At 37.3% G+C, this 25,279-nt stretch carries 21 protein-coding genes; 18 read left to right on the top strand and 3 right to left on the bottom strand.

The genetic code is table 11. From position 1 onward, the window contains the following. Positions 1-8 precede the first annotated feature (8 nt). From ACQV2P_RS01455 to ACQV2P_RS01405, 11 genes are all read left to right on the top strand, one after another. Entirely contained in the window at positions 9-1,829 is a 1,821-nt protein-coding gene (locus ACQV2P_RS01455; protein ID WP_428894545.1) for an ABC transporter ATP-binding protein, read from the top strand. Continuing rightward, the gene (locus tag ACQV2P_RS01450) at positions 1,829-3,643 is read left to right on the top strand and encodes an ABC transporter ATP-binding protein (protein ID WP_428875264.1); all 1,815 of its coding nucleotides are present in this window, start codon (positions 1,829-1,831) and stop codon (positions 3,641-3,643) included. The genes ACQV2P_RS01455 and ACQV2P_RS01450 overlap by 1 nt, the downstream gene beginning before the upstream one ends. A gap of 489 nt (positions 3,644-4,132) precedes the next feature. Next, the gene (locus tag ACQV2P_RS01445; RefSeq protein ID WP_428882467.1) at positions 4,133-4,378 is read left to right on the top strand and encodes a transporter substrate-binding domain-containing protein; all 246 of its coding nucleotides are present in this window, start codon (positions 4,133-4,135) and stop codon (positions 4,376-4,378) included. Positions 4,379-4,383: 5 nt separating this feature from the next. Next, positions 4,384-4,650, top strand: coding sequence for a hypothetical protein (locus ACQV2P_RS01440; protein WP_428893439.1), 267 nt, complete (start codon positions 4,384-4,386; stop codon positions 4,648-4,650). A gap of 188 nt (positions 4,651-4,838) precedes the next feature. Continuing rightward, positions 4,839-5,162 (top strand): hypothetical protein, encoded by a 324-nt coding sequence (locus ACQV2P_RS01435; RefSeq protein WP_428894524.1) that lies wholly within the window; start codon positions 4,839-4,841, stop codon positions 5,160-5,162. A 215-nt stretch (positions 5,163-5,377) separates the two neighbouring features. Continuing rightward, entirely contained in the window at positions 5,378-5,752 is a 375-nt protein-coding gene (locus ACQV2P_RS01430) for a hypothetical protein (protein WP_428874115.1), read from the top strand. A 449-nt stretch (positions 5,753-6,201) separates the two neighbouring features. Beyond that, positions 6,202-7,542 (top strand): type I glutamate--ammonia ligase, encoded by a 1,341-nt coding sequence (gene glnA / locus ACQV2P_RS01425; protein ID WP_428874116.1) that lies wholly within the window; start codon positions 6,202-6,204, stop codon positions 7,540-7,542. A 111-nt stretch (positions 7,543-7,653) separates the two neighbouring features. After that, positions 7,654-8,121: a GNAT family N-acetyltransferase gene (locus ACQV2P_RS01420; protein ID WP_428874117.1), complete on the top strand. Its 468-nt coding sequence runs from the start codon at positions 7,654-7,656 to the stop codon at positions 8,119-8,121. A 4-nt stretch (positions 8,122-8,125) separates the two neighbouring features. Further along, on the top strand, positions 8,126-8,935 hold the full coding sequence (locus ACQV2P_RS01415) for a hypothetical protein (protein WP_428874118.1): 810 nt from the start codon (positions 8,126-8,128) through the stop codon (positions 8,933-8,935). A 133-nt stretch (positions 8,936-9,068) separates the two neighbouring features. Continuing rightward, complete coding sequence (locus tag ACQV2P_RS01410) at positions 9,069-9,755, top strand: LysM peptidoglycan-binding domain-containing protein (RefSeq protein WP_428894523.1); 687 nt, start codon at positions 9,069-9,071, stop codon at positions 9,753-9,755. Further along, positions 9,736-9,996: an N-acetylmuramoyl-L-alanine amidase family protein gene (locus ACQV2P_RS01405; RefSeq protein ID WP_428894544.1), complete on the top strand. Its 261-nt coding sequence runs from the start codon at positions 9,736-9,738 to the stop codon at positions 9,994-9,996. Before ACQV2P_RS01410 ends, ACQV2P_RS01405 begins: the two co-directional genes overlap by 20 nt. Before the next feature lie 158 nt (positions 9,997-10,154). Here the strand turns inward: ACQV2P_RS01405 and ACQV2P_RS01400 are convergent, their stop codons facing one another. Continuing rightward, positions 10,155-11,570, bottom strand: a complete 1,416-nt coding sequence (locus ACQV2P_RS01400; protein ID WP_428874470.1) for an aspartate ammonia-lyase — start codon at positions 11,568-11,570, stop codon at positions 10,155-10,157. Between the two features lie 115 nt (positions 11,571-11,685). Between ACQV2P_RS01400 and ACQV2P_RS01395 the strand changes: the two genes are divergently transcribed. The 4 genes from ACQV2P_RS01395 to ACQV2P_RS01380 all read left to right on the top strand — a co-directional run bounded on the left by ACQV2P_RS01395 (position 11,686) and on the right by ACQV2P_RS01380 (position 16,738). Continuing rightward, positions 11,686-12,624 (top strand): LysR family transcriptional regulator, encoded by a 939-nt coding sequence (locus tag ACQV2P_RS01395; protein ID WP_428874471.1) that lies wholly within the window; start codon positions 11,686-11,688, stop codon positions 12,622-12,624. A gap of 92 nt (positions 12,625-12,716) precedes the next feature. Beyond that, positions 12,717-14,081, top strand: a complete 1,365-nt coding sequence (fumC, locus tag ACQV2P_RS01390) for a class II fumarate hydratase (protein WP_428874472.1) — start codon at positions 12,717-12,719, stop codon at positions 14,079-14,081. 17 nt (positions 14,082-14,098) lie between these two features. Continuing rightward, a complete protein-coding gene (locus tag ACQV2P_RS01385) occupies positions 14,099-15,268 on the top strand; it encodes an NAD(P)-dependent malic enzyme (protein ID WP_428874473.1) in 1,170 nt (389 codons plus the stop codon). 75 nt (positions 15,269-15,343) lie between these two features. Beyond that, the gene (locus ACQV2P_RS01380) at positions 15,344-16,738 is read left to right on the top strand and encodes an MATE family efflux transporter (RefSeq protein ID WP_428882332.1); all 1,395 of its coding nucleotides are present in this window, start codon (positions 15,344-15,346) and stop codon (positions 16,736-16,738) included. Positions 16,739-16,802: 64 nt separating this feature from the next. Here ACQV2P_RS01380 and gdhA read toward each other — a convergent pair whose 3' ends face one another. Then, positions 16,803-18,149 carry an NADP-specific glutamate dehydrogenase gene (gdhA, locus tag ACQV2P_RS01375; RefSeq protein ID WP_428874475.1) on the bottom strand — a complete coding sequence of 449 codons (1,347 nt, stop codon included), beginning with the start codon at positions 18,147-18,149 and terminating at the stop codon, positions 16,803-16,805. A 468-nt stretch (positions 18,150-18,617) separates the two neighbouring features. On the opposite strand from gdhA, the gene ACQV2P_RS01370 reads away from it, so the two are divergent. The 3 genes from ACQV2P_RS01370 (at position 18,618) to ACQV2P_RS01360 (ending at position 21,819) form a co-directional block, all read left to right on the top strand. Beyond that, complete coding sequence (locus ACQV2P_RS01370; RefSeq protein WP_428875010.1) at positions 18,618-19,646, top strand: DUF308 domain-containing protein; 1,029 nt, start codon at positions 18,618-18,620, stop codon at positions 19,644-19,646. A 105-nt stretch (positions 19,647-19,751) separates the two neighbouring features. Next, on the top strand, positions 19,752-20,561 hold the full coding sequence (gene proB, locus ACQV2P_RS01365) for a glutamate 5-kinase (RefSeq protein WP_428874477.1): 810 nt from the start codon (positions 19,752-19,754) through the stop codon (positions 20,559-20,561). A gap of 1 nt (position 20,562) precedes the next feature. Further along, positions 20,563-21,819 (top strand): glutamate-5-semialdehyde dehydrogenase, encoded by a 1,257-nt coding sequence (locus tag ACQV2P_RS01360; protein WP_428891812.1) that lies wholly within the window; start codon positions 20,563-20,565, stop codon positions 21,817-21,819. 615 nt (positions 21,820-22,434) lie between these two features. Here the strand turns inward: ACQV2P_RS01360 and ACQV2P_RS01355 are convergent. After that, positions 22,435-25,140, bottom strand: coding sequence for a cation-translocating P-type ATPase (locus ACQV2P_RS01355; protein WP_428894522.1), 2,706 nt, complete (start codon positions 25,138-25,140; stop codon positions 22,435-22,437). Positions 25,141-25,279: the final 139 nt, after the last annotated feature.

Raw genomic sequence — 25,279 nt, 5'->3', positions numbered from 1 at the left:
TGATTGCAATGAGAGACCGCACCCATACTTTAAAATTTTTAGTCACTCGTTTGTGGCAATTTGATCAATGTTTTTTCTTTTATTATTTCCTCGATATTGTATTAAGAATTATGACCCCCCTTTATCAACTATTTGTATCGGTCCATCTTATTTCTATATTAATGAAAGAAAGTGACCTCTTATCCTTTTCAAAGCAAGTGTTAGGAGTCATCGGTGGATTAATTGTTTTGGAAGCTTTAAAAACATTTGTATTGACTACCATAGAAAAGCATAGAGTATCATTTCACATACATATGTTTAATGATGTTTTTGCAGAAAGAGCAAGATTGGATTATCCTCTGTTAGTCGGGTCAGATGCCGCTAAACTCTTTGATAATGCGTCACGGTGTTTAGACCATAGTGAGGAAGCATTGGGTGGTATCATTGCGAACTCTGCTGAAGTGATGATTGCCTTGCTATCCGTTTTAATCTACATCAATGTTTTAGCTCAACTGTCTAGTATCTTTCTCTTGTTACTGGTCGTGATGATCAGTGGCTTAATGGTAATCAAGCATTTCCAAAATAAATTATTAAAGGCTAATCGTCCCCTTCATGTCAAGAATAATACGAAGTTTAGCTATTTGAATCATACGATGGGAGATCAACGAGTGGCTAAAGATGTTCGACTCTATTCCATGAGCGCTTGGTTTAAGGACATTTTCGATCAACTTTGGGCAGACTATGAAAGGATTGTGCGCCCTGAGAATAAATGGAAACGGATTGAAGGGCTCTATGTAATGGGCATGCTAGTGATCATGATGGGCCTTGCATATCATCAAAGTGTGCAAGAGATTCGAGCAGGCCAAATGGAGCCGTCAAACTTTTTGATTTATGCGAGCTTGGTAACCATGATGGCAAGCAGTTTAACCAACTTTATTAATGCGAGCGCCACCTTTTTCTTACAAAATGAAAAGTTAATGGCTCTGTATTATTATTTTAACCAGAGACCCGTCTTGAACCACCAGCCGCACGAAGCAATACCACAAGAAATTAAAACAATCGAGTTTCGTAATGTGACCTACACTTATCCGAATGCGAACCGACCGATTATTAACAACTTCAATTTAAAGATTCATGCTAATGAAAAGCTAGCTATCGTGGGTGAAAATGGAGCAGGCAAAACCACTTTAATTAAATTAATGCTAGGACTTTTAAAACCCGATCATGGTGAAGTATTAATCAATGGCATTGATCGAAGTAAATTTGCTATTGAAGATTATTACCGCCTGTTTGCGCCTGTTTTTCAAGATAATTATCTTTTTACGTTTACGATCAAAGACACTATTCTTCAAGGATATGAGGAAGATGCGCTTCGTTACCACCAAGTGCTCAATCAAAGTGGTATGGCTAAAGTGGTGGCCAGTTTGCCTCAGGGCGATCAAACTGCCATTGTTCGTGAAGTAAATAGTGAAGGCATGCAGTTATCCGGTGGGCAATTACAAAAATTAAAGTTAGCGCAAGCTTTATACAAAAAGGCTCCAATATTAGTGCTTGATGAACCGACAGCGGCTCTTGACCCGATTAGTGAGAGTGAAGTCTATCAGAATTATTTAGCCTTTTCGAAAGGGAAGATCGCCCTGTTTATATCCCACCGTCTAGCCTCGACCCAATTTTGTGAGCGAATTATATATTTACATAAGGGGCAAGTAGCAGAAGAGGGAAGTCACAAAGACTTAATGCAAGAAAAGGGCGCTTATTATCATATGTTTGAAACGCAAGCTTATTATTATCGGGAGAAGATCACAGAGCCTGAGAGTGAAGAACTTAGTGAGCAAGGAGGACTAATCTAATGACCAAGCGTCAATTATTTCTAAGAACATTTAAAGATATCTGGCAGTACGGTAAGCAAGGGCTTCTTTATAAGTTAGTAATCAGTATTTTTTCTAGTGCCATTCCTTTCTTAAATTTCATCTACATTGCTCAAATCCTAACTCATTTAGCAGCCAAAGATTTCGACCACGTCTATCAGCTAATTGCTCAATACCTCGTGCTCTTTTTAATTTTAAATACGCTGGTCCATTGGTTAAAACCAATGGTCGACAAAAAACATCAAGCCATACTGCGTAAAATAACGGCTTTACCTAACGAAAAATTACTGGTCATGAATTTCCACTATGCGGATGAGGCGACGATTAAGGAAAAAATCCACCAAATAAACCGTGATCAAATTCAAAATGCTTCCAGTTTCAAAGTTATTTATCATAACACTTACTTATTAGTGGAAGCTCTCGTTCAAATTGTTTTTGCCCTTATTCTTTTAACGCCTTTGTGGCAATTGGATAAAGGGTATCCTTTCAATTGGTTTCATCCTTATAGTTTAAATGGTATACTCATTGTTCTTATTATAGTAGTCATCACACTTCAGACAATTTGGTCTCAAAAAACCATGCAAGGAGTGGACGAGTTATCCGGTTGGTTACTTAAGACGAATAATGCCTTTAATTATTTGGCTCATAACCTGAGTGAAGTAGAAGCTGGGAAAGAAGTGAGACTGTATCATTTACAAGATAAAATTAAACAGCATACGCAAAGGTATTTGGATGAATATAAGGTGTTTGAGAGAGTGTACTATGGAGGCTTTGGTAAAGTTCGCTTAATCAACAATGTGGGTTCACAACTTGTCACCGGAGCTATTTATTTATTAATTGGGGTACGTGTTATTTCTGGGAATTTATCGGTAGGCTTGGTTGTTCAAATGATTGGAGGGATCAACCAATTGATGGTGTCTTTGATTGAAGCCATGGCGTTTTTAAACATTTTTGCCCAAACAGCTCCCATGCAAAGGTACTATGAATTAATGGATTTACCTGATGAAGAAGCCAAAGGTTCTCTTCCGATTGAAAAAAGACTGGATAATGATTACCAATTGACTGTAAAGAACCTTTCTTTCACTTTCCCAGGTGCTGATCAAGCAACCTTACAGGGTATTACTGAAACGTTTGAAGTGGGCAAACACTATGCGATTGTTGGAGAGAATGGATCCGGTAAGACGACATTCATAAAAGTGTTGATGCGACTTTATGAACCTACTCAAGGAAAAGTTCTATTGAATAAAATTGATGCCGATAAATACGCTTTAAAAGAATTTTACCAATTATTCTCCGTAGTTTTTCAAGATTTCCGGTTGTTAGGACTTTCTATGGCAGAAAATATTGCAGTTCGACCAGATTATGATCGCCATCAAGTAAATAATGCGCTTAGAGAACTAGGTCTGAACGACTTTGTAGAAACGCTTGATAGAGGAATTGAAACATATTTAGGCACGGAGTATGATCCTGAGGGGGTCCATGTTTCTGGTGGGCAGGCTCAAAAAATTGCCATGGCCCGTGCCATATATAAAGATGCGCCAGTTTTTATTCTAGACGAGCCGACGGCAGCCTTAGATCCGGTGGCTGAATTTGAAATTTACCAAAATTTTTCCCAAATTGTAAGGGATAAAACAGCCTTCTATATTTCCCACCGTTTGTCTTCTTGCCGCTTTTGTGATGAAGTTCTCGTTTTTGATCGAGGACGAATTGTTCAAAGAGGTAGTCATGAAAACTTGGTTCACCAAGAAGGTAAATACAAGGAGTTGTGGCAAGCACAAGCACAGTATTATCAGTAAACAGTCACAGACATCTCTTGTTTTTGAGATGTCTGTAGTTGTATAGTTTTCGTTTTAAATAGTTGCCTTAAGTAACTCTTGTTCAGAATGATGGAAGGAAAACGCGTTAAAAAGTTTAGGCCCTGCACCCATCCAAACAGGATAGGAAGCACTATTAGCTGAAAATCGTTCATTGCTCAGAGCGAAGTTGATTTTTATTGGCCTGTTAAAGGCAAATTTATTTTTAATATCTAGTCGCTTATATTTTTAATATAAGGAGAGTTTCAAGTAACATTATCATTTTAGTGTTATGACATAATAATGCAAAACTTTTGATGCTGATTAAGATTCACTATGTAATTATAGGATAAGAAGTGATAATGTGAAAAAATTGTTCAACCACTGATAAAAAAGTGGCCGGTTTTAGCCACACTATTAATGAGTGTAATAATAAGTGGATTTACGGTTAATGCTCAAAATAAATAGCCATCCAACCAAGAAACCTATTCTATTATAACTGCTTCTGATTATGCACCTTTTGAATTTACCGATGATGAAGGTAATCTTAAAGGAATTGACATTGAAATTCTCGAAGCTATAGCTGATGAAGCCGGCTTCAAGATTGATTATAAAATTATGCCTTCTTCTGGCCTGCAAGCCTTAGAAAGTAATCAAGCAGATGGGATGATTGCTGCTATGGGTATAACTATGAAAGAAAAGAGACCTTTGATTTCTCAGACCTTTATTTTGAAGTAGGCTCGATGTTTACAGTGAAAGAAGATTCGAAGATGGTGGGCGATATTTTGGAAGTTATGCCAAATTTAGCAAATGATGGAATGACTATGGTGGTAACCCACGAGATAGGCTTTGCCCGCGAAGTGTCAGACCGAGTGATCTTCGTGGAAGAAGGCTATGTAATTGAAGATGCCGATACCAATCTAATTTTTAAACATCCTGCCGAAGCCAGAGCCAAAAGTTCTTGGATAAGGTGTTATAATCAATTGCGACTCAGTCTAATTATAGGCTGAGTTTTTAATTGTATCTAACTAGTATATTAAGACGTGTACCTTCTTGAAAATAATATTGTTTAGGAAGATTTAAATATGCAACCCTTAGACCAACTCCACAAAACTATTGCAGACCCAATGAATCAAGCGTATAGTAAAAAAGGTGTTCTGTCACCTTATAAATAATGTAAGAGGAAAGATTAGTCATTGTGAAGCAAGCCCCAAGCAAAAACCAGAGATCTGTCCCCTCTTTTGGAATGATCCCAGTATGTCTGGTCCAAGCCTTTGTTGCTGCGGCAGCAGCAACGGCTATTTTAGAACTTTTAATTGCTTATGGGGTGGAAGAAGTTATAAGTGCGGGCTGCTGTGGGACTTTAGAAGAGATAGCAGAAAATACTTTTTTAACTCCTTTTAAAGCCTTGCGAGACGAAGGGACTTCCTATCATTATCAAGAAGCTACTCGTTTTGTTGAAATGAATCGTCATGCTTTAAAAGCGATTGAACAGGCCCTATCCTACCACCAAATGTATTAATAACTTTGAAGACAGACGGACTCTACCGTAAAAGGAAGGACATGGTGGCTCATCGCAAGGAAGAAGGGTGAGCTGTAGTTGAGAAGATGATTCCTTTGATGATGCTCTCATTCTTTGATGAGATGCTGTGATGAATCTTTGATGAAAGATACTTTCGCCTTTTTAAGACTTACTTTAGCTTGTGATATAATTAAACGAAATAGAGGAGGAATAATATGCAGGTAAAGATTACAAGAAATGCTTATTTTATGGGGGGATTAATGCCCCTAACTGTCTATCAGGATGGCAAGTCAATTGGGAAAATACATACGAATGAGACAATCACTCTTGAGGTAGTAGAAGGTTCAACTATAGTTGTTAAGCAATTAGGGATGAGAAGCAATCCCCTAGAGGTCAAATCGGGTGATTATATAGAGATTTCAGGTAAACCCTGGTTAGGTCTTCTTCAAGTTGTTCTTCTAATTAGTTTTCTTTTTTTATCATATATTTCAGACAATACTTTTAAAATAATTAGTTATTTTATACTACCGATTCTCTATTTTTCCTCCGTATTTTTAATTGAAAATTTTAAGCTGGAGAAAAAGAAATAAAATCATCCTGTAATTTAGGAACTATTTTGCTATTCCATTTATAGATAATGAGAATCTAATGGCATCAATTATGCAGCTGATCGATGATTTATAGGCGAAAAAACAGGCTAATTGAATCATTATCTTGAGCTGTGTTTCAATCCTATTAAGCATAATGCTGATAAAAGTAACTCTAAGTATGAAGTTAAAAAGATCATTAAAAATAAGCGATTTCTAAGTGTCAAACTTCTGACAGCTCCAAGATGTCTTTTCTTATCCCGAGTCCAAATACTTTAGAAGTTTTGAGTAATAACTCCATTTATTTTAAGTCCCCCTTATAGAAAGGAGAAAAATAAGTGGATTTATATTTCTGAACGTTCGGAAATTCAACTTAAGAAACTTTAGATTAAAGTGAAACAAGTCCCAAATAGAGGACTATAATGAGCTTATTCTTAGCTTAGGAGGCAATTATGTCACAAAACAAATGGACACGCGCAGCGATCTTACAGGATATTAAGGAACAAAAGGTTCAATTCATTCGTTTAATGTTTACCGATATTATGGGGAAAATTAAAAACGTAGAAATTCCAGTCTCACAAATCGAAAAAGCTCTTGATAATAATATGACTTTTGATGGTTCCTCCATTGATGGTTTTGTTCGGATAGAAGAAAGTGATATGTATTTGGTACCGGATTATGATTCTTGGTTAGTTTATAATTGGAAAGAAGGAAGCGGTAATGTTGCTTCTTTAATTTGTGATGTGGAAACAGCCCATCGTCAGCCCTTCTCAGGTGATCCGAGAACTAACCTGAAAAGAGTGCTTACTAAAATGCAAAAACTAGGTTTTACTTCATTCAACTTGGGGCCAGAACCAGAATTTTATCTTTTTAAAAATGATGAGAATGGGAATCCCACCATGGAATTAAATGATAAGGGAGGCTATTTTGACTTAGCTCCGATTGATTCAGCAGAAAATACTCGTCGTGATATTGTTTTAGAGTTAGAAGACTTAGGGTTTGAGATTGAAGCCAGTCACCATGAATGCGGACCTGGCCAACACGAAATTGATTGGAAATATTCAGATGCTTTAACAGCTTGTGATAACATTCAAATTTTCAAATTAATTGTTCGCTCAGTAGCCCATCGTCATAATATGCACGCATCCTTTATGCCAAAACCGGTTTATGGTTTGGCAGGTTCAGGTATGCACTTTAATCTGTCTTTGTTTACAGAAGATGGTAATGCTTTTTATGACCCGGAAGGTAAAGAGGGGCTTTCGCAAACAGCTTATTATTTCATTGGTGGTTTAATGAAGTATGCATCAGCTTACACAGCTATTGTGAATCCAACTGTTAATTCATACAAGCGCTTAGTCAGTGGCTATGAAGCGCCTGTTTATATTGCCTGGTCTGGTCAAAACCGTTCACCATTAATTCGCATTCCAGCTGCGCGTGGTAATTCTACTCGTATCGAAGTTAGAAGTGTAGATCCTTCAGCTAATCCTTATTTAGCCTTAGCTTCACTATTAACAGCTGGACTAAAAGGGATTGAGGAGAAAATTACTCCTCCAGCAGAAGTACGTGAAAATATTTATGAAATGGATCAAGAAAAACGTATGCTTAAAGGGATCTATCAGCTCCCAGCTAGTTTAAAAGAGGCTGTGAATGCACTGAAGACCAGTCCAGAAATAATGGAAAGTTTAGGTGAACATATCGCCAGTAACTTTATTCGAGAAAAAACATTGGAATATGAGGATTATTTAAAAAATGTTTCCCAATGGGAACTGGATCGATATTTTGAGACCTATTAATAGAGGTAGAGAAAATAAGGACTTAGCATTCTTTATTGCTTAGTTCTTATTTTATTGTTAAAATCAATAAGTAATTAATAAGAGCGCATCCATTAAAATAGGAGGGCTTAAATGACATGGAAAATAAAACAATTTAATGACTTGAGCACTTACGAACTTTATCAAATATTGCAATTACGGTGCCAAGTATTTGTGGTTGAGCAAAAGTGTCCCTATTTAGACATTGATTATTTAGATATAGAGGCTGATCATTTATTCCTTGAAGAAAATGGGGAAATATTTGCCTATTGTCGATTATTAGCTCCTGGGGTGAGTTTTGAAGAAGCATCAATTGGTCGTGTTTTGGTGAAAGAAGATCAACGGAATCAAGGCTTATCTTATCAAATAATGACTAAAGCTATTGAATTTCTATTTAATCAAAAAAATTATCCTTCGATCAAGCTATCCGGTCAAACTTATTTGATCGATTTTTACAAGGGCTTAGGCTTTCAACCAACTAGTTCAGTTTATCTTGAGGATAATATTGAACACATTGATTTACTGTTAAATAAGAAACTTCATAATGGAGAGAAGGAATGAAAAAATGAAAAAAATGATATTAAGTTTAATTGCAACCGTTGTGCTATTGCCACTAGTCAATCCTATTGATGCTGAGGATGACCAAACAACAGTGGAAGTAACTAGCGAGTATGTATCAAAAAAAGATGATCAAGCAATTATTGAATTTTTACCACAGGCTTATCTTGAAGCTAAGATGGAAGTAAGTGATGAAATTGAAGCCTTTAAAGAAAAATACAGAAAGTTCCGTTTAACGGAAGTCTATCAGGACCTGCTGAAAGAAGACCCGGAAGTTGAGAATTTTACCGGTTATATGTCGGTTGCTTTAAATCAGCTAAACAGTATAGTGGATCAAACTTACCTAGTTTATTTGAGAAACTACCAAGAGCGATTGGCTAAAATCGAACAAGATTTTGAGTTGGGACAATTGCAATTAACAGAAGAAGTTGCCAAGTTTGTTTCGGATTATTCTTTAACAGAGCCTGAGAAAGTAAAAGCTAAAGAATATAGTCAAGAGGAATTATTAACTCATTGGAAAAATTATGCCTATTACCAGCAAACATTAGACTTGGATAAACAAATGGAAAGTTTGTATCAAAAACATTTTGATAATCTTGCTTCATTGCCTGAAGACCAGCAAACTTATGAGGCCAATCGTGATAAAATTCAAGATATGTATCAGGAATTCGTAGATCAATTAGAATTTGCTGACCAAATTAAAAAAAGTGATTTGACTAAGATCAGTGAGTCGCAGGAGACGCTTAGTGATTTATTAGAACAATTAAAAAACATATCGCTTGAGGATGCAATTAAAGAGCAAAAGCTTTTTGAATAAATAGATTTTTATAGCCAGTTTTACTGGCTTTTTTATTACAAATATTACGAATGCGTATTATTCATTATTTTTACACAATGATATGATATACTTTGTAAGTGAAGTCAACCGAATTAATAAAGGAGGATCCATAATGAGACACAAAGCAATCAAGACAAGCCTATTGTCTATTTCAATGTCAGTATTAGCTACAGTAGCAGTTACTCAAATAGATAACTTACCAAGTGTTTATGCCCAAGAAAGTAATTATGCAATCGGTAGTTATACGGTACAGGCCGGCGACGGAGTTTATCGTATCGCGGTTAATCATGGAATGACTATGGATGAGTTGAAGGAATTAAATGGTTTAACTAGCAACCTAATCCATCCAGGAGATGTACTGAAGGTATGGGTGAAGAATGCTCATTCAGTTGTAGAAAATCAGGCAGATATTAAAGAGGAGACAACAGAAACACCTACAACAAAAACAGAAACAAGTCCGACAATTAATCAAAATGTTTCTACTAATCAACCAGCAGTATTTGTATCTCATGCAAAAACTTACACCGTACGTTCAGGCGATTGGTTAGCTAGAATAGCTGACATGCATGGGATTACGGTTGCGCAATTGAAGTCTTGGAATAATCTAAGAAGTGACTTAATTCATCCAGGCAATGTTTTGATTGTGGCAAAAGGTGAAGCATCAAGTCCAGCACCAACACCAGAAAAACCGGCTGAACCAACACCAGAAAAACCAAGCACACCGACAGTAAGCAAAACTTATACGGTAAAACGAGGCGATTGGCTAAGCAAAATAGCTAATATGCACGCTTTATCATGATCGCTCTGTAGATGTCCCAAGATATTCAACTCTACCATATCATACCAATGAAAAGATCGTTGAAGGCAAGCGCTTAGCTGATAGTATTCAGAACTCCTCATTAGTAGCTGCAACTGGGGGGCTAGCTAGTCAAGGAATACACCCTCAAAACCTTCACGTGACACCTACTACAGACATGCCTGCAGCTTTAGTGGAGCTTGGCTTTATGGATAATCCTACCGAATTGAAAAAAACTGACTGATTCCGTTTATCAAGCTAAATTAGTTGAGGGATTGATTAATGGTATTAATACTTACTTTAATGACTAAATAAAAATAAGACTTTGCAAATCATATTTGATTTTGCGAAGTCTTTTTATTTTAAAAACCACCTGAATTTTCAGGTGGTTCTCTTTTTAAATTATTTATGACTAATTCCAGGACTTGTCATTTTTTCTGGAGCTAAAATACTTTCTAATTCTTCTTCATCTAGTATCTCTTCAGATAAGATGATATCTCTAACACGTTCATTGTTATTGAGTGCCCGTTTGGCAATTTCGGCAGCCTTCTGATAGCCAATATGAGGTACTAGGGCAGTAATCGTTCCGACACTTTGATCAACAAGTTCTTGACAACGTTCAGGATTAGCAGTGATGTCGGCAATACAATTATCAATAAAGGTCGCAATGCCATTTTGAAGAATTTTAATTGACTCAAAGAGTGAATAGAAAATGACAGGTTCAAAGGCATTCAATTCCAATTGTCCAGCCTCGACTGACATGGCGATTGTAGTGTCATTACCAACAACTCGATAAGCAATTTGACTCACTACTTCAGGAATAACAGGGTTTACCTTACCTGGCATAATAGAAGAGCCGTTTTGCTTTTTAGGTAGGTTAATTTCGTTAAAACCTGTTTTTGGTCCTGAAGACATCAAACGTAAGTCGTTAGCAATTTTTGAAAGACTAAGAGCGAATGTTCTTAGAACACCTGAAACAGCTGAAAACGAATCAATGTGCTGTGTGCCATCTACTAAGTCTTCGCTTTGTTGTAATGAAAGGTCGGTAATTTCAGCTAGAGTAGGAACAATTTGTTCGACATATTCCACATCCGCATTCAAACCAGTCCCAATAGCAGTTGCTCCCATGTTTACTACTAACATCTCTTCAATTACTTGAGTAAGTCTTTGATGAGAGCGACGCACTGCGCTGGCATAGGCTTTAAATTCTTGTCCTAAACGAATTGGGATGGCATCTTGCATTTGAGTACGGCCCATTTTGATGACATCGTTAAATTCTGAGGACTTTTTAGTAAGTGTTTTTTCTAAACGCTCTATTTCTTTAAGAAGGCCTTGAGATAGTTGATAAATCGTCAATTTACCTGCAGTTGGGATGACATCATTGGTAGATTGGCCATAATTCACATGGTCATTAGGGTGAACAGGATTATATTTACCTTTTTCTTTGCCTAGGATTTCATTGGCGCGATTCGCAACAACTTCGTTAATATTCATATTCATAGAAGTCCCTGCGCCACCTTGGATAGGGTCTACAATAAATTCTTGGTCTAATTCACCTGTAAGAACTTCCTCACAAGCTTTAATGATTGCTTGCATAATTTCTTCACTGATAAGTCCCAGCTTACCATTTGTCATGGCGGAAGCTTTCTTAATATAAGCCAGGCTTTGGATAAAAATAGGATCTAGTAATTGTCCAGTAATAGGGAAATTTTCTTTTGCTCGGATAGACTGAACACCATAATAGGCAGTTTCCGGCACTTGATGAGAACCAATCGAATCATATTCTTCTCTAAATTCCTTGTTTTCAGAGTTTTTCATGGAATGCCTCCTAAAGTATTAGTATTTCTTGTTCATTATATAATGAAAGGGCTTTAACTTCAACATGGATTGAGTTATACTGGATATAACATAAATTTTATAAAGGGGTGCGGTAATGTTTCATGGAAAAGAATATGTTATGACCGTTTTTGAAGAGCAATCCTTTTCAAAAGCATCAGAACGTCTATTTGTCTCTCAACCCTCACTAAGTGCAAATGTTAAGCGGATTGAGAAACGTTTGGGTCATGATATCTTTGATCGATCCACTATACCGATCAAATTAACCGAATTTGGGGTGGAGTATATTCGTAATGCCAAGGAAATCCAACGAATAGAAGAAGATTTTCAGCAATATATTTCGAAGGTCGATAATTTACAGTATGGACGCATTGCTATTGGGGGAACAAGCCTCTTTGCTTCAATGATTTTACCCAAGTTAATGGCTAAGTTTAATGAGATTTATCCTGAAATTCAAATTGATTTATTTGAAGAAACATCAAGTAAACTAATCGCTTTATTGCACGAAGGAGAAATTGATTTACTACTTGATAACACTTTTTTAGATAGTCGTTACTATGATCATTATCAGTTTGTAACGGAATCTTTACTCTTAGCGGTTCCCGAAAAGTTTGAAGTGAATGACTTATTACAGGATTATCAGCTAAGTCTAGAAGTAATTAAAGCGCATGCTTCAGATTCTCTCAGTCTCCCGCTAAAATATTTGAAGGAATTTAAGGATGCACCCTTTGCTTTTTTGAAAGTAACCAATGATACTGGAGCTAGAGCAAGAACAATTTGTCAAGAAGCTCACTTTATTCCTAATATCGCTTTTGAAGTAGAGCAGCAATTAACGGCGTATAATATTTCTTCATCAGGTATCGCCGTTTCCTTCATTGGAGAAGCCTTGATCCAACATATTAGTCATACTGACCAAGTTAAATACTATCGTTTAGAGAGTGAAAATGCTAAACGACCGGTTAATTTCTATTGGAAGAGAGACCGCTATCAATCAAAAGCCGTCACTGCTTTTTTAGATATTTTGAGGGAAAAGTAAAATATTTTTTGTAAAGGGTTTCATTTTAGAACTTAGAGTGTATAATTGGTGATATAAGCTAAATGTTATATATTTTAAAAGGAGGAAGGCTTGTGAAAGTTAGAATTGAGCATGATTCGCTTGGAGAAATTCAGGTTCCAGCAGATAGGTATTGGGGGGCAGTGACGCAGCGATCTTATCAAAATTTTGAGATTGGTAGTGAAAAAATGCCTCGGGATGTTATTTGCGCCATTGCTTTAGTTAAAAAAGCGGCCGCAACTGCCAACCAGGCTTTAGGCGTACTCGATCAAGAACGCTCAGAACTGATTCAGCAGGTTTGTAACGAAATTTTAGCAGGCGATTTAGATGAACATTTCCCATTAATTGTTTGGCAAACAGGCTCAGGCACTCAATCTAATATGAATGTCAATGAAGTAGTTGCCAATCGTGGAAACGAGCTTGTAGGTAAACAATTACTTCATCCAAATGATCATGTTAATAAGTCTCAGTCTTCGAATGATGTTTTTCCAACAGCCATGCATTTGGCCGCATTAGTAAAAATCCATTCGCAATTGTTTCCAGTACTAGATCATATCATGGATACTTTAAGCATGATGGAAGAAAAGTACCGCCATGTTGTTAAAAATGGAAGAACCCACTTACAGGATGCTACACCCGTTACCTTTGGACAAGAAGTCAGCGGGTGGTTGTCATCGATTAAACAATCCAAAAGGATGATTGACTTAAGTTTACAACCTCTTTATGAAGTGGCATTAGGGGGAACAGCAGTCGGAACAGGCCTCAACACACCAGAAGGTTATGCTGAAAAAGTAGCACAAGTCTTAGCTGAAATAACGGATTTACCAATAGTTACTTCATCAAATAAATTTCATTCTCTAGCGAGCAAAGACGAATTAGTCTTTACACATGGGGCACTAGCAGCCTTGGCAAGCGATATGATGAAAATCGCTAATGACGTCCGTTGGCTAGCTTCCGGACCACGCAGTGGTATTGGGGAGATTACTTTACCAACCAATGAACCGGGCTCTTCTATCATGCCTGGAAAAGTGAATCCCACTCAATGTGAAGCATTAACAATGGTGGCAGCTCAAGTGATGGCTAATGATAGTTTAATGAGCTTGGCTAATTCACAAGGGAACTTTGAATTGAATGTCTATATGCCAGTGATGATTTATAACTTTATTCAATCCGTTCAATTGTTATCTGATGCGATTGCTTCATTTGATCATAAGTGTTTAGTAGGAATTGAAGTGAATGAAGGTCGTATGAAAGAACTAGTTGATCAATCGCTTATGCTTGTGACTAAGTTAAATACACATATCGGTTATGAGAAAGCGGCTGAGATTGCTAAAAAAGCTTTCAAAGAAGACACTACACTTAAAGAAGCCTGCTTAGCTCTAGGCTATCTAGAAGCAGAAGAGTTTGATCGTTTAGTTGATCCGTCTACAATGGTCTAATTAGAAAGGAAGTTAAAATGGATATTTTTGAAAAATCTTTAAAATTACATTATGATGTAGCTGGTAAAATTGAAGTAAATAGTCGTGTGAATATCGACACAGCTGAAGATTTATCTTTAGCTTACTCTCCAGGAGTAGCTGAACCTTGTCGTGTGATAGCTAAAGATTATGAAGAATCTTTTAAATTAACACGTCGTAACAATCTAGTAGCAGTTGTAACAAATGGGACAGCGGTTTTAGGTTTGGGAGATATTGGTCCAGCAGCTGGCATGCCAGTCATGGAAGGCAAATGTGCCCTATTCAAACGCTTTGCCGATGTGGACGCTTTCCCAATATGTGTGGATAGCAAAAACGTTGATGAAATCGTTGATACAATCGCTATGATTTCTAAAAGTTTTGGCGGGATTAATCTTGAAGATATCTCAGCACCCACTTGTTTTGAGATTGAAGCTAAGCTAAAAGAACGCACTGACATTCCTGTTTTCCACGACGATCAACACGGTACAGCTATTGTAACAGCAGCAGCTTTGATTAATGCTATTAAACTAACCAAAAAACCTATGGGTAAATTGAAAATGGTTATTAACGGTGCAGGAGCGGCAGGAATTGCCATTGCCAAATTATTAATTCAAATGAATTTTGGCGAAATCATTATGGTAGATCGTAAAGGGATTATTTGTGATGGGAATCCAGATTTAGATCCAGCAAAAGCAGCTATTGCAAAATTGACAAATTCTAGTAAAATGCAAGGTGAACTAGCGGATGCATTGAAAGGAGCAGATGTCTTAATTGGCGTTTCTGCCCCAGATGTTGTGAGTAAAGAAATGGTAAAATCTATGAATGAACCATTAATTTTTGCTATGGCAAATCCGGTTCCTGAAATTATGCCTGAAGATGCAATCGCAGCAGGTGCTAAAGTAGTTGGAACGGGCAGATCAGATTACCCAAATCAAATTAATAATGTTTTAGCTTTTCCAGGAATATTTAAAGGAGCTTTATCAGTGCGTGCAAAAGAAATTACTGATAAAATGAAGGAAAGAGCAGCTATCGCAATTGCAGAAATGGTAGCTGAAGAAGACTTACGCCCGGACAATATCATTGTCTCACCCCTAGCGGATGGAGTGGCAGATGCTGTAGCTAAGGCTGTAGCAGATTGTGCAGTTGAAGAAGGTGTCGCTAGAATTTAGGGGTTCGTTTAATAAATCAAAGGAGTCGGTTAGCACCCTGCTGATTGACTCTTTTACTTATAGGAGTGTTTAAGATTGAAGCAAAAGATTAATAACAGGGATTTTCTAACGCATGGCCCTATGTGGAAAGTTATCTTAACAATTTCGGCCCCCTTAATGATTAATAATTTGGTACGTACCTTTTATACTGTGGCAGACGGTTTATTTTTGGCTCAACTTTCCGCTGAGGATTTTGCAGCCTCTGCTTTTTCGTGGCCTTTAAACTTTTTTTTTATTTCACTAGGCATGGGAATAGGAGTAGCAGCCACAGCTCTTTTATCAAACTTTTTAGGGTCCAAACAGTATGAACGAGTTCAAGTATATGTAGATAATACCTTGCTGTTGACATTAAGTCTGGGTATTGTTCTTGCTTTCTTAGGTTATCTAGCAACTCCTTGGATGCTGTCAGTTATGGGCGGAAGCGGAAGTTTTTTAGACAAATCAATTATTTATTTTAAAATAAGTTTTATTGGTCTTGCCTTTGATTTTGCTTACTTCACCTACCAGGCCATCTTAAATGCTCAAGGGAACACCAAAATTATGACGGCTATTTCTGCTATTTCGATGACAATCAATATTATATTAGATCCTATATTTATTTATGACAAAGTCCCAATACTTAATGTTCCAGGTTTAGGTTGGGGAATAGCAGGTGCTGCTTGGGCTACTGTTGTATCTAAGATTGTATTAATTGTGCTAGCTATTTATGTAGTTAGCCAACAATCTAGAATTCAACCTCAATTGAAGGGGATTCGCTTTGATTGGCCAACCAGTCAACATATTATGAAATTGGCTTTACCATCTTTCTTAGGTTATGGGGGGTCTTCATTAGGATTTACGGTTATGAACGCTTTGATTACCTCATACGGAACAAATACACTGGCAGCTTTTTCTATGGTTAATCGTATTTCAGATATTGTGATGCAACCGCAAATGGGAGTAGGGATGGCACTTACTTCAATCGTTGGTCAAAATATGGGAGCCAAACTCTATACTCGCGCCAATCAAATTTTTAAACGAGCTATTATTTTCATTTTGTTTATGTCGGTAATCTCTTCTGCTTTGATGATTCTTTTCCAACAACCGATTTTAAGTATCTTCATTAAAGAATCAGCAGATAGCGACCTCTGGATGCAAGCCAAAGAGTACCTAGCTTATACAGCTTTCATTATTTTCTTTATGGGTTTATTTGCTGCCCTCAATGGTTTTTTCCAAGGCTGTGGTCAAACCAAATATTCTATGTTAATGACCTTGGGACGTTTATGGTTTATCCGTGTACCAATTGTCATGTACCTGCGTTACTTTACAGACTTAGGATCGACAGGTATTTGGATTTCTATGCTGGTTTCTAATATGTTGATTGTAGTATGGGGCTTCTATATCTATCGTAAAAAAGATTGGAAGACCTTGGTACAAAGGCAGATAGGTTAGTCTAAAAACTTAAGCAAAAATTAAAAGTGTAGGTGAAATTTTCACCTACACTTTTAATTTTTAATTATATCAGGCCATGCATCTGAATGAGTTGAACAATTTTTTGATAAGAGGCTATATCTGCTGCAGTTGCATAATTCTTACCCAAATCAAACTTTAAACAAGTTTCTTTACAGTTAGCAAAGATATCAGACATAATTGCTTGTAGTTTGTGATCGACATCTTCAAAAGACCACTGGAGACGCATTGCGTTTTGTGACATTTCTAAACCAGAAACAACCACTCCTCCCGCATTAGCTGCTTTAGCTGGAGCCCAAATAAAATCTTTACTCTGGTTGAACACCTCAATAGCTTCCGACATGCATGGCATATTGGCACCTTCAGCTAAAAAACGCACACCATTAGCGATTAAGTTTCTGGCTTGATGAGCATTTATTTCATTTTGTGTGGCACAAGGTAGGGCAATATCTGCTGCAATTTGACGCGACCAGATTGAGTCTTGTGAATAAGAAGCATGAGGGAACTCTTGAGTGTAAATAGATAGGTCTTTCTTATGGTGCGCAAGAATATCTTCTAAGTGATTAATATTGATGCCTCTTGGATCATAAAGTGATCCTTGACTGTTGGATACAGCTAATACCATTCCACCTAATTGCATAACCTTTTTGATAGCATTTAAACCAACATTTCCAAGCCCTGAGATCATAAAGCGTTTTTGTGATATTTGTTCCTTCTCTTCATTTAACATGGCTTGAAGGAAATAGATGAGACCGTACCCAGTGGCTTCTTCTCGACCAAGTGATCCATTAGCCAAGATAGGTTTTCCAGTCAAGCTTCCTAGCTCAACCCCCTTAAGGCGTTTATATTGGCCATACATATAACCAATTTCACGCTTTCCAACGCCGATATCACCGGCAGGAACATCTATTTTTTCATTAATATGTTTAGCTAGTTCAGTCATATAGGATTGACAAAAGCGCATAATCTCTTGATCAGATTTACCACGTGTTGAAAAATCACTTCCTCCTTTACCACCTCCCATAGGTAGACCAGTCAGGGCATTTTTCAAAGTCTGTTCGAAAGCCAAAAATTTCATTACACTCTCATTAACTTGTGTATCAAAACGTAAGCCTCCTTTGTAGGGGCCAAGTAAAGAAGAATGCTGGATACGATACCCCCAGTTTACATGGACTTGACCTTGGTCATCTTGCCAAGGGACTCGGAATTTAATGATTCTTTCCGGTGTAACCATACGCTCAAGTATCGCTTCTTTTTCTAGACTTTCATCTTGTTCAACTAGGGGCTCGATGGCGGATAAAAACGCTTTAACTGCCTGCAGATACTCGACTTGTTCACTGAATTTTGCTTGAAGATCATCATAAACATATTTCACATAGGGGTTTTTAAACATAATTGAGCTCCTAACTTATATTTTGAAATAAGTATAACATATAGAACAAAAGTTTAAGAGCAACCATCATGTTTGAGATCAATATAAGGTAAGTAAATTTATTTAGCGTCTATGCTAAAATATAAAAGTAATTGAAAAGAGAAAAAAGGGATGAGAATAATAAATAAGAAAAATTATTCATATATTTTAGAGGGTCTAATTTTATCAGCGCTGGGCATAGCTCTCTTGCTGTTTAAGCTAAAAATTGCAAATATACTTTTAAATGGTCTAGCTATAATCATCTTAATAATTGGAGGGGTAGATTTTCTGGCGTATCTATTGGGTCATATATTTAATAACTCATCAAAAGTGAGGTTTTCACCACCAATAATAAGTCTAGGGCAGATTATTTTTGCATGCGGACTCTTGACTAATTCGCCCAATTTTTATTTATGGATGGTGCGTTGCGTAGGAATTTATCAGTTATTATTGGCTCTCTTAAATTTCTTTTCTTATTACCTAATGTTTAAAGATAAGGCCTTTGAGCGTTATCAACGTTTAGCTTTTGCAATTGCGAATTTTATATTTGCTATTGATAGTATTTTAATAATGAATCAGGGTTATCCTGCTTTGCTTCGTTTGGGTATCTACCTTATTTTTCTTGGAATCAGCTATCTATATGATGGGGGCTTTAACCTACTTGATCTTGAAAAGCAGCATATTTGGCGAAGAAGTCTACGCCTACCCTTGCCAGTGCTCTTTTCAGCTTTGTTTCCTCAGAAGTTAATTAGAAAAGTAGATGAAATACTGATAGACACGACCCAAGATATTGAATCCGATTATAGAGCGTCACTTTTGGCTAATGAAAATGACTTGCCAAAGCAAGAAGACAATTTAATTACTATCCAAATACCTGTTGGAAAATCAACATTTGATAGGGTGGGTCATATGAACATTGCATATAAAGATACTGTTTATTTTTATGGCAATCAAGATGATGACACTAGAAATTTGTTGGATACAAGTGGAGAAGGTGTCTTGGCCTTAATTGATCGTTCAGAATATCTATCCTTTTCATTAAAAAATCGTCTGACGATTGTAGAATATGATATCGCGCTTTCTAAACAACAAGCCCAGCAGTTAGAGGAAAAGTTGAATGGCATTAAAGAAAAAACAATTAATTGGCATCCTCAATCCAAGACAGTCCTAAATTCTTTTGTAGGAAAATTGATGCGTCAAACTAAATATACAAAATTTTATAAATTCAAAGAAGGGCAATTTCAAACATATTTTGTTTTTTGGACAAATTGTGTTTTATTTTCTGATGATATTATTAAGGAAATAGGGTTGGCTCTTTCCCCTTTGGTTGGAATCCAAACGCCAGGGACTTATTATGATTTCTTGGAAAGAGAATACCAGAAAGAAAAATCAATTATTTTAGAGCGAAGAGTTTACAATCGAGCTTTAGGAAATTATTTATCAAAGCTAGAATTATCAGCGGCTAAAAAGGGAAATTAAAATTGTAAAGGGATTTTCACTTTTCAAAGAGAATAGTATGGATACTTTACCCAGACATGAAACTTTCCTATAATAAGGCTATTGAATTGTAAAAGAGGGTAGAGAATGAAACGTAGTGATTTAAAAAATGCAAAACGAATTATTATTAAGTTAGGAACAAACACAATATTGTCCGATGAAGGGATTAATTTCACTAAATTAGATCGCTTAGCTTATGTCTGTGCTAGTTTGATCCAAGAAGGTAAAGAAGTTGTCATTGTTTCCTCGGGAGCTATTGGTGTAGGGAGTATGGACTTAAATGAAGCCAACTATCCAACTACCATTGCAGACCAACAAGCAGCTTCAGCTGTCGGTCAGACGTTATTAATGGGACACTATTCTCGCTTCTTTAAATATTATGGCGTGAATGTCGGCCAAATTCTTTTAACACGAGATGTAGTTGATTATCCTCAATCGCTACAAAATGTTCAAGTAGCCATGGATACCTTATTAAGACGAAAAATTGTCCCCGTTATTAATGAAAACGATGCGGTAGCAGTTGAGGAGTTAAATCATCAAACCAAGTTTGGTGATAATGACACCTTATCTGCTATTGTAGCTAAAATTACAGATGCTGACCTTTTAATTATTCTTTCAGATGTTGATGGTTTATATGACTCAAACCCACAACAAAACCCTCATGCTCAGTTAATTGATCAAGTGACTGAAATCACACAAGAAATTCAGCAAATGGCAATGGGAAAAGGCTCAGAATTTTCAACTGGAGGTATGGCTACTAAATTGAATGCAGCCGAGGTCATCTTTACTACCGATTCATCCTTAGTCATTACCTCAGGAGCCGATCCTTCGATAATTTTTGATATTCTAAAAGGTAAAAGTATTGGAACTTTTTTCCATCGGAAAGGGGATAAATAAAATGGCAACATCGATCGAATTATTAACCATTGGAAAAAGAGCAAAAGAAAGCTTTGAAAAATTACGTAAGTTAAGCAGTCAAGCGAGAAACCAAGCTTTATTAGCTATGGCTCAATCTTTAGAAGAAAAGCAAGAAAGTATTTTAGAGCAAAATATTCAAGATGTAGAGAACGCGCGTGCGGATGGCATGGTAGCTGCCATGATCGAGCGATTAACCCTAGATGAAAAGCGTTTTGCATCAATGGTAGCAGGTATTCGAAAAATAGCTCAGTTAGCAGATCCATTAGCTAACACACGCAAGCAATGGGTGAATGAATTGGGCTTGCGCATTAGTCAAAGACCTGTCCCACTAGGTGTAATTGGCATTATTTATGAATCACGTCCCGATGTGACAGCGAATGCTTCTGGTTTATGTCTAAAAGCAGGAAATGCTGTTATTTTACGAGGAGGTAAAGAAGCCATCGCCACCAACCGAGCAATCGTTGAAGCCATTCAAGCAGGCCTTGAAATGGCTGGCTTATCTAGGTACTGTGTTCAGTTAATGACAGACCCTGATCGACAGTTAGTTACTCAACTCATGCAAATGAATCATTATGTTGACTGCTTAATACCAAGAGGAGGAGCAGGATTAATTCAAAATGTGGTGAAAAATGCCACTGTTCCTGTTATAGAAACGGGAGTAGGCAATGTCCATATTTATATACATGAAAAAGCAGACTTTAAAATGGCTCAGACGATTGTTGTCAATGCTAAAACACAACGTCCTTCTGTATGTAATGCTGTTGAGACAATCATTGTTGATGAGGCTTTCGCTAAGGCTTACTTACCACAAATAGGAAATGCCTTGTTTGATGCCAATGTTCAAATCTTAGGAGATGAGCAAACACGTGACTTATTGCCATATTCCGTACAGGTTAGTGAGGAAGATTATGAGACAGAGTTCTTAGATTTAGTAGTGGCAATAAAAATTGTAAAAAATTATGACCAAGCGATTGACCATATCAGCCGTTTTTCAACTGGACACTCCGAAGCTATTATTACGCAAGACTATTCAGTGGCGCAAGATTTTATGAATGATGTCGATTCGGCAGCTGTTTATGTAAATGCTTCGACGCGTTTTACGGATGGTGAAGTCTTCGGATTCGGAGGAGAAATTGGTATCTCAACTCAAAAACTTCATGCCAGAGGGCCTATGGGATTAGAGGCTCTGACTACTTACAAATACCTCATTGAAGGTTCTGGTCAAATTAGAGAATAAAACAAGGGGCTGGGACAAAAGCCTTGAATAATTAAAGAAAGTCCGGTCAACGATATAATCGTTAATCGGACTTTTTCTTTAACAATATAAACAAAGAAAGCGTTTCCTGCTGTAATCGTAGTAATCACAAAGCCATTCAGGAGGGGCTTTCTATTTAGCAACAGTATACTATGAATCAAACTTGCTTGCTACTGGAAATGGATTGTTTATTCCCTGAAAATCATAATGTTTAGGCGGATTCATGAGGTAGTCAAACAGATTCAATCTGAGATTCAGCAGCTCTTAAGTGAAGAAATTGAAACGCTTAACTGAGCGATTGAATCGCAAACTGTTGCCGGAGCGGATGAACGCAAAAAGAACGCCGTCGTCTCAAAAGTATCACCGAAAAATTGCCAGGATTTTATTCCTCGTGAAGAAAAACACACCACTCATCAAGCGATATTTAACGGTCGTAATAGCTTTTCTAAGACCGATGTCGAGCGGATATTTATGGCCAATAATCTACGTAAATACCCAAAGCAGCGAGCCTAGATTGGAAAGTTACTTTCCAATCTAGGCTCGCTGTAAATATTGAGGTGGCTGAGAGGTCCTTTTGTCCCAGCTTTTTTGATAGGCTTATTGATTATATTTGTCAGCGAACCCACTTAAACGCATAATAAATTTAACAATTTCTACCACCACCACAATTGAGAGGGCGGCTGCGACAACAATTCCCCATTGTCCAGCTGTTAAAGCATGAACATCAAAGAATTGACTGATACCAGGAATTAATACAACACCTAAAAGCATTGCTCCGGATACTAAGAAGGCTAAGTTTAGCCACTTGTTGTCAAAAGGATTACGGCTGAATAGGGAAGCGAAAACGGATTTGACGTTATATGAATGGAATAGTTGGATTAAACCAAGTGTAATGAAGGCCATAGTCTCAGCAAGAACGTGTCGTTCCTCTCCTATTAAGGATGTTTGCATTGGGCCTTCAGCAGCATACCAATATACGAATAGCGTAATTAAAGCTTCTAGAATCCCTTGATAAAGGATAGAGGGTGCCACCCCAAAGGATAAGAAAGAATCTTTTTTAGTACGTGGACGGTGTGACATTACATCAGACTCTGCTTTCTCCATACCTAATGCGATAGCAGGGAAGACATCCGTTACTAAGTTAATCCACAGGATATGAATTGGTTCTAAAATCACCCAACCGAATAAAGTGGCTGTAAATAAAGTGATCACCTCTCCAAGGTTAGCAGAAAGTAAGAACTGAACAGCTTTTTGGATATTAGCAAATACTTTTCGTCCTTCTTCGACTGCTACAACTATGGTTTGGAAATTATCATCAGCTAAGACCATGTCTGAAGCACCCTTAGAGACTTCTGTACCAGTGATACCCATACCGACACCAATATCTGCTTGTTTAAGAGATGGCGCATCATTAACTCCATCACCGGTCATTGAGACAACGGCATCATTGGCTTGCCAAGCACGGATAATACGCACTTTATGTTCTGGTGAAACCCTAGCATAAACTGAGTAATTTCCAACTTCTTTAGCTAACTGATCGTCTGTAATTTCATCTAATTGGGCTCCGGTCATTACGTGACGTTCATTTTCGCTGTCATTTGGGTCTAAGATAGTTAAACGTTCAGCAATGGCCTGAGCAGTCATTGCGTGGTCTCCTGTGATCATGACAGTACGAATACCAGCCATACGCGCTTTTTCAATAGAAGCTTTGGCTTCTGTTCTTTCTGGGTCAATCATACCGACTAAACCAGTGAAAACTAGGTCCTTTTCTAAGGTTTCCGTTGTAACTTCAGCGGGAATCTCATCAATTATTTTATAGGCACCTGCTAAAACTCTTAATGCTTGCCGACCTAATTTAGCATTGACTTCTATAATTTCTTCTCGATCAGCCGCAGTCATTGCAGTAACTTCTTGGGCTTTTTGAATAGAGCTTGAGCGCTTAATTAATTGATCAGGAGCTCCTTTAACAAAGACTAGATAACGGCCATCATCGGTCTCATGAATGGTTGACATTAATTTACGGCCTGAATCAAAAGGAATTTCCTCTACTCGAGGGAATTGTCTTAATTGTCCTTTGAGATCCATCCCATGGTCTAAGGCGTATTGAATGAGGGCTGTTTCAGTAGGGTCACCGTTGACATTTCCTTGAGCATCGACTTTAGAGTCATTAGGGAAAGCGAAAGAGCAAATAAATTTACCATTATTATCAAGTGGATCTTGAGCATAATGCAATTTACCATCATAATAAACCTTTTCAACAGTCATTTGATTCAGTGTTAAAGTACCGGTTTTGTCTGAACAAATAACCATAGTTGATCCTAAAGTTTCAACAGCAGGAAGAGTTCTTACCAAGGCATTTCTGGCAGCCATGGTTCGCGTGCCTAAAGATAGAATAATGGTTGAAATAGCAGGTAAGCCTTCTGGAATAGCGGCAACTGCCAATGAAATAGAAACTAATAACATTTGAATTGGCGAGAATCCTTTAAGAAAGACACCAACAATAAAAGTTATGATAGCGATTGCGATAATTAAATAGGTAAGTGTTTTACCCAATTTTTCTTGGTCTTTTTGAAGTGGAGTGAGCTGCTTTTCCGTCGAAGACAACATGGCTGCAATATGTCCAACTTCTGTATCCATCCCTGTGTGAGTGACGATTCCTAAAGCGCGCCCATAGGTAATATTGGTTGAAGAGAAAGCCATATTGGATCGATCACCAATCCCAGCTTCTTTTTCAATAACCGCTTCGGCATGTTTTTCAACCGGAACAGATTCGCCAGTTAGTGCCGCTTCTTCGACTTTTAAGGAATTGGTTTCAACTAAGCGTATGTCCGCAGGAACGATGTCACCAGCTTCTAAACTAACTACATCGCCAGGAACAAGTTCAGTTGATTTGATTTTCATATATTCTCCATCGCGTAATACGTTGGCTTCAGGTGAAGACATATCACGCAAGGCGTTAATGGCATCTTCGGCCTTAGCCTCTTGGAAAACTCCAAGCACTGCATTTAATAGGACAACAATCAGAATAATAATTGAATCAGTTGGTCCTTCTCCCTCCATATATCCAACAAATGCAGATATGACAGAAGCAACTAACAGAACAATGATCATAAAATCTTTAAATTGGTCCACAAATTTTTGTAGAAGAGACCTTGTTTCTTCTTCTTTCAAGGTGTTTTCACCGTATTGCTCCAAACGCTTTTTTACTTCTGTTTGACTTAATCCGCTCTTAATATCGGTATCTAATTCGCTTATAATCTCTTGATTTGATTTAGTATAAGCAACAAAATCTTTGCTAGACATCCACTTTCCCCCTTTAATTTAACGTGTTTATAAGATTGACTTCGAATAGAAAAAAGACTCATGCCACTTGGGCAACACAAAGCTGCGCTCAATGGCATAAGTCTCACTATTTCAGACTGTACCAGTAGTAAAACTACTT

Source organism: Facklamia sp. P12932, assembly GCF_050409545.1.
Taxonomy (GTDB): Bacteria; Bacillota; Bacilli; order Lactobacillales; family Aerococcaceae; genus Facklamia.
Note: the sequence above shows the minus strand (reverse complement) of the source record. Positions and strands in the feature narration are given on the sequence as shown.

What these genes read in the sequence shown, in the direction of transcription:
- ACQV2P_RS01455 (WP_428894545.1), top strand. Translation starts at nt 9, where the DNA reads ATGAGAGACCGCACCCATACTTTAAAATTTTTAGTCACTCGTTTGTGG.
- ACQV2P_RS01420 (WP_428874117.1), top strand. Translation starts at nt 7,654, where the DNA reads ATGACATGGAAAATAAAACAATTTAATGACTTGAGCACTTACGAACTT.
- ACQV2P_RS01410 (WP_428894523.1), top strand. Translation starts at nt 9,069, where the DNA reads ATGAGACACAAAGCAATCAAGACAAGCCTATTGTCTATTTCAATGTCA.
- proB (WP_428874477.1), top strand. Translation starts at nt 19,752, where the DNA reads ATGAAACGTAGTGATTTAAAAAATGCAAAACGAATTATTATTAAGTTA.
- ACQV2P_RS01430 (WP_428874115.1), top strand. Translation starts at nt 5,378, where the DNA reads ATGCAGGTAAAGATTACAAGAAATGCTTATTTTATGGGGGGATTAATG.
- ACQV2P_RS01395 (WP_428874471.1), top strand. Translation starts at nt 11,686, where the DNA reads ATGTTTCATGGAAAAGAATATGTTATGACCGTTTTTGAAGAGCAATCC.
- ACQV2P_RS01360 (WP_428891812.1), top strand. Translation starts at nt 20,563, where the DNA reads ATGGCAACATCGATCGAATTATTAACCATTGGAAAAAGAGCAAAAGAA.
- gdhA (WP_428874475.1), bottom strand. Translation starts at nt 18,149, where the DNA reads ATGTTTAAAAACCCCTATGTGAAATATGTTTATGATGATCTTCAAGCA.
- ACQV2P_RS01440 (WP_428893439.1), top strand. Translation starts at nt 4,384, where the DNA reads ATGTTTACAGTGAAAGAAGATTCGAAGATGGTGGGCGATATTTTGGAA.
- ACQV2P_RS01400 (WP_428874470.1), bottom strand. Translation starts at nt 11,570, where the DNA reads ATGAAAAACTCTGAAAACAAGGAATTTAGAGAAGAATATGATTCGATT.
- glnA (WP_428874116.1), top strand. Translation starts at nt 6,202, where the DNA reads ATGTCACAAAACAAATGGACACGCGCAGCGATCTTACAGGATATTAAG.
- ACQV2P_RS01355 (WP_428894522.1), bottom strand. Translation starts at nt 25,140, where the DNA reads ATGTCTAGCAAAGATTTTGTTGCTTATACTAAATCAAATCAAGAGATT.
- ACQV2P_RS01450 (WP_428875264.1), top strand. Translation starts at nt 1,829, where the DNA reads ATGACCAAGCGTCAATTATTTCTAAGAACATTTAAAGATATCTGGCAG.
- ACQV2P_RS01385 (WP_428874473.1), top strand. Translation starts at nt 14,099, where the DNA reads ATGGATATTTTTGAAAAATCTTTAAAATTACATTATGATGTAGCTGGT.
- ACQV2P_RS01415 (WP_428874118.1), top strand. Translation starts at nt 8,126, where the DNA reads ATGAAAAAAATGATATTAAGTTTAATTGCAACCGTTGTGCTATTGCCA.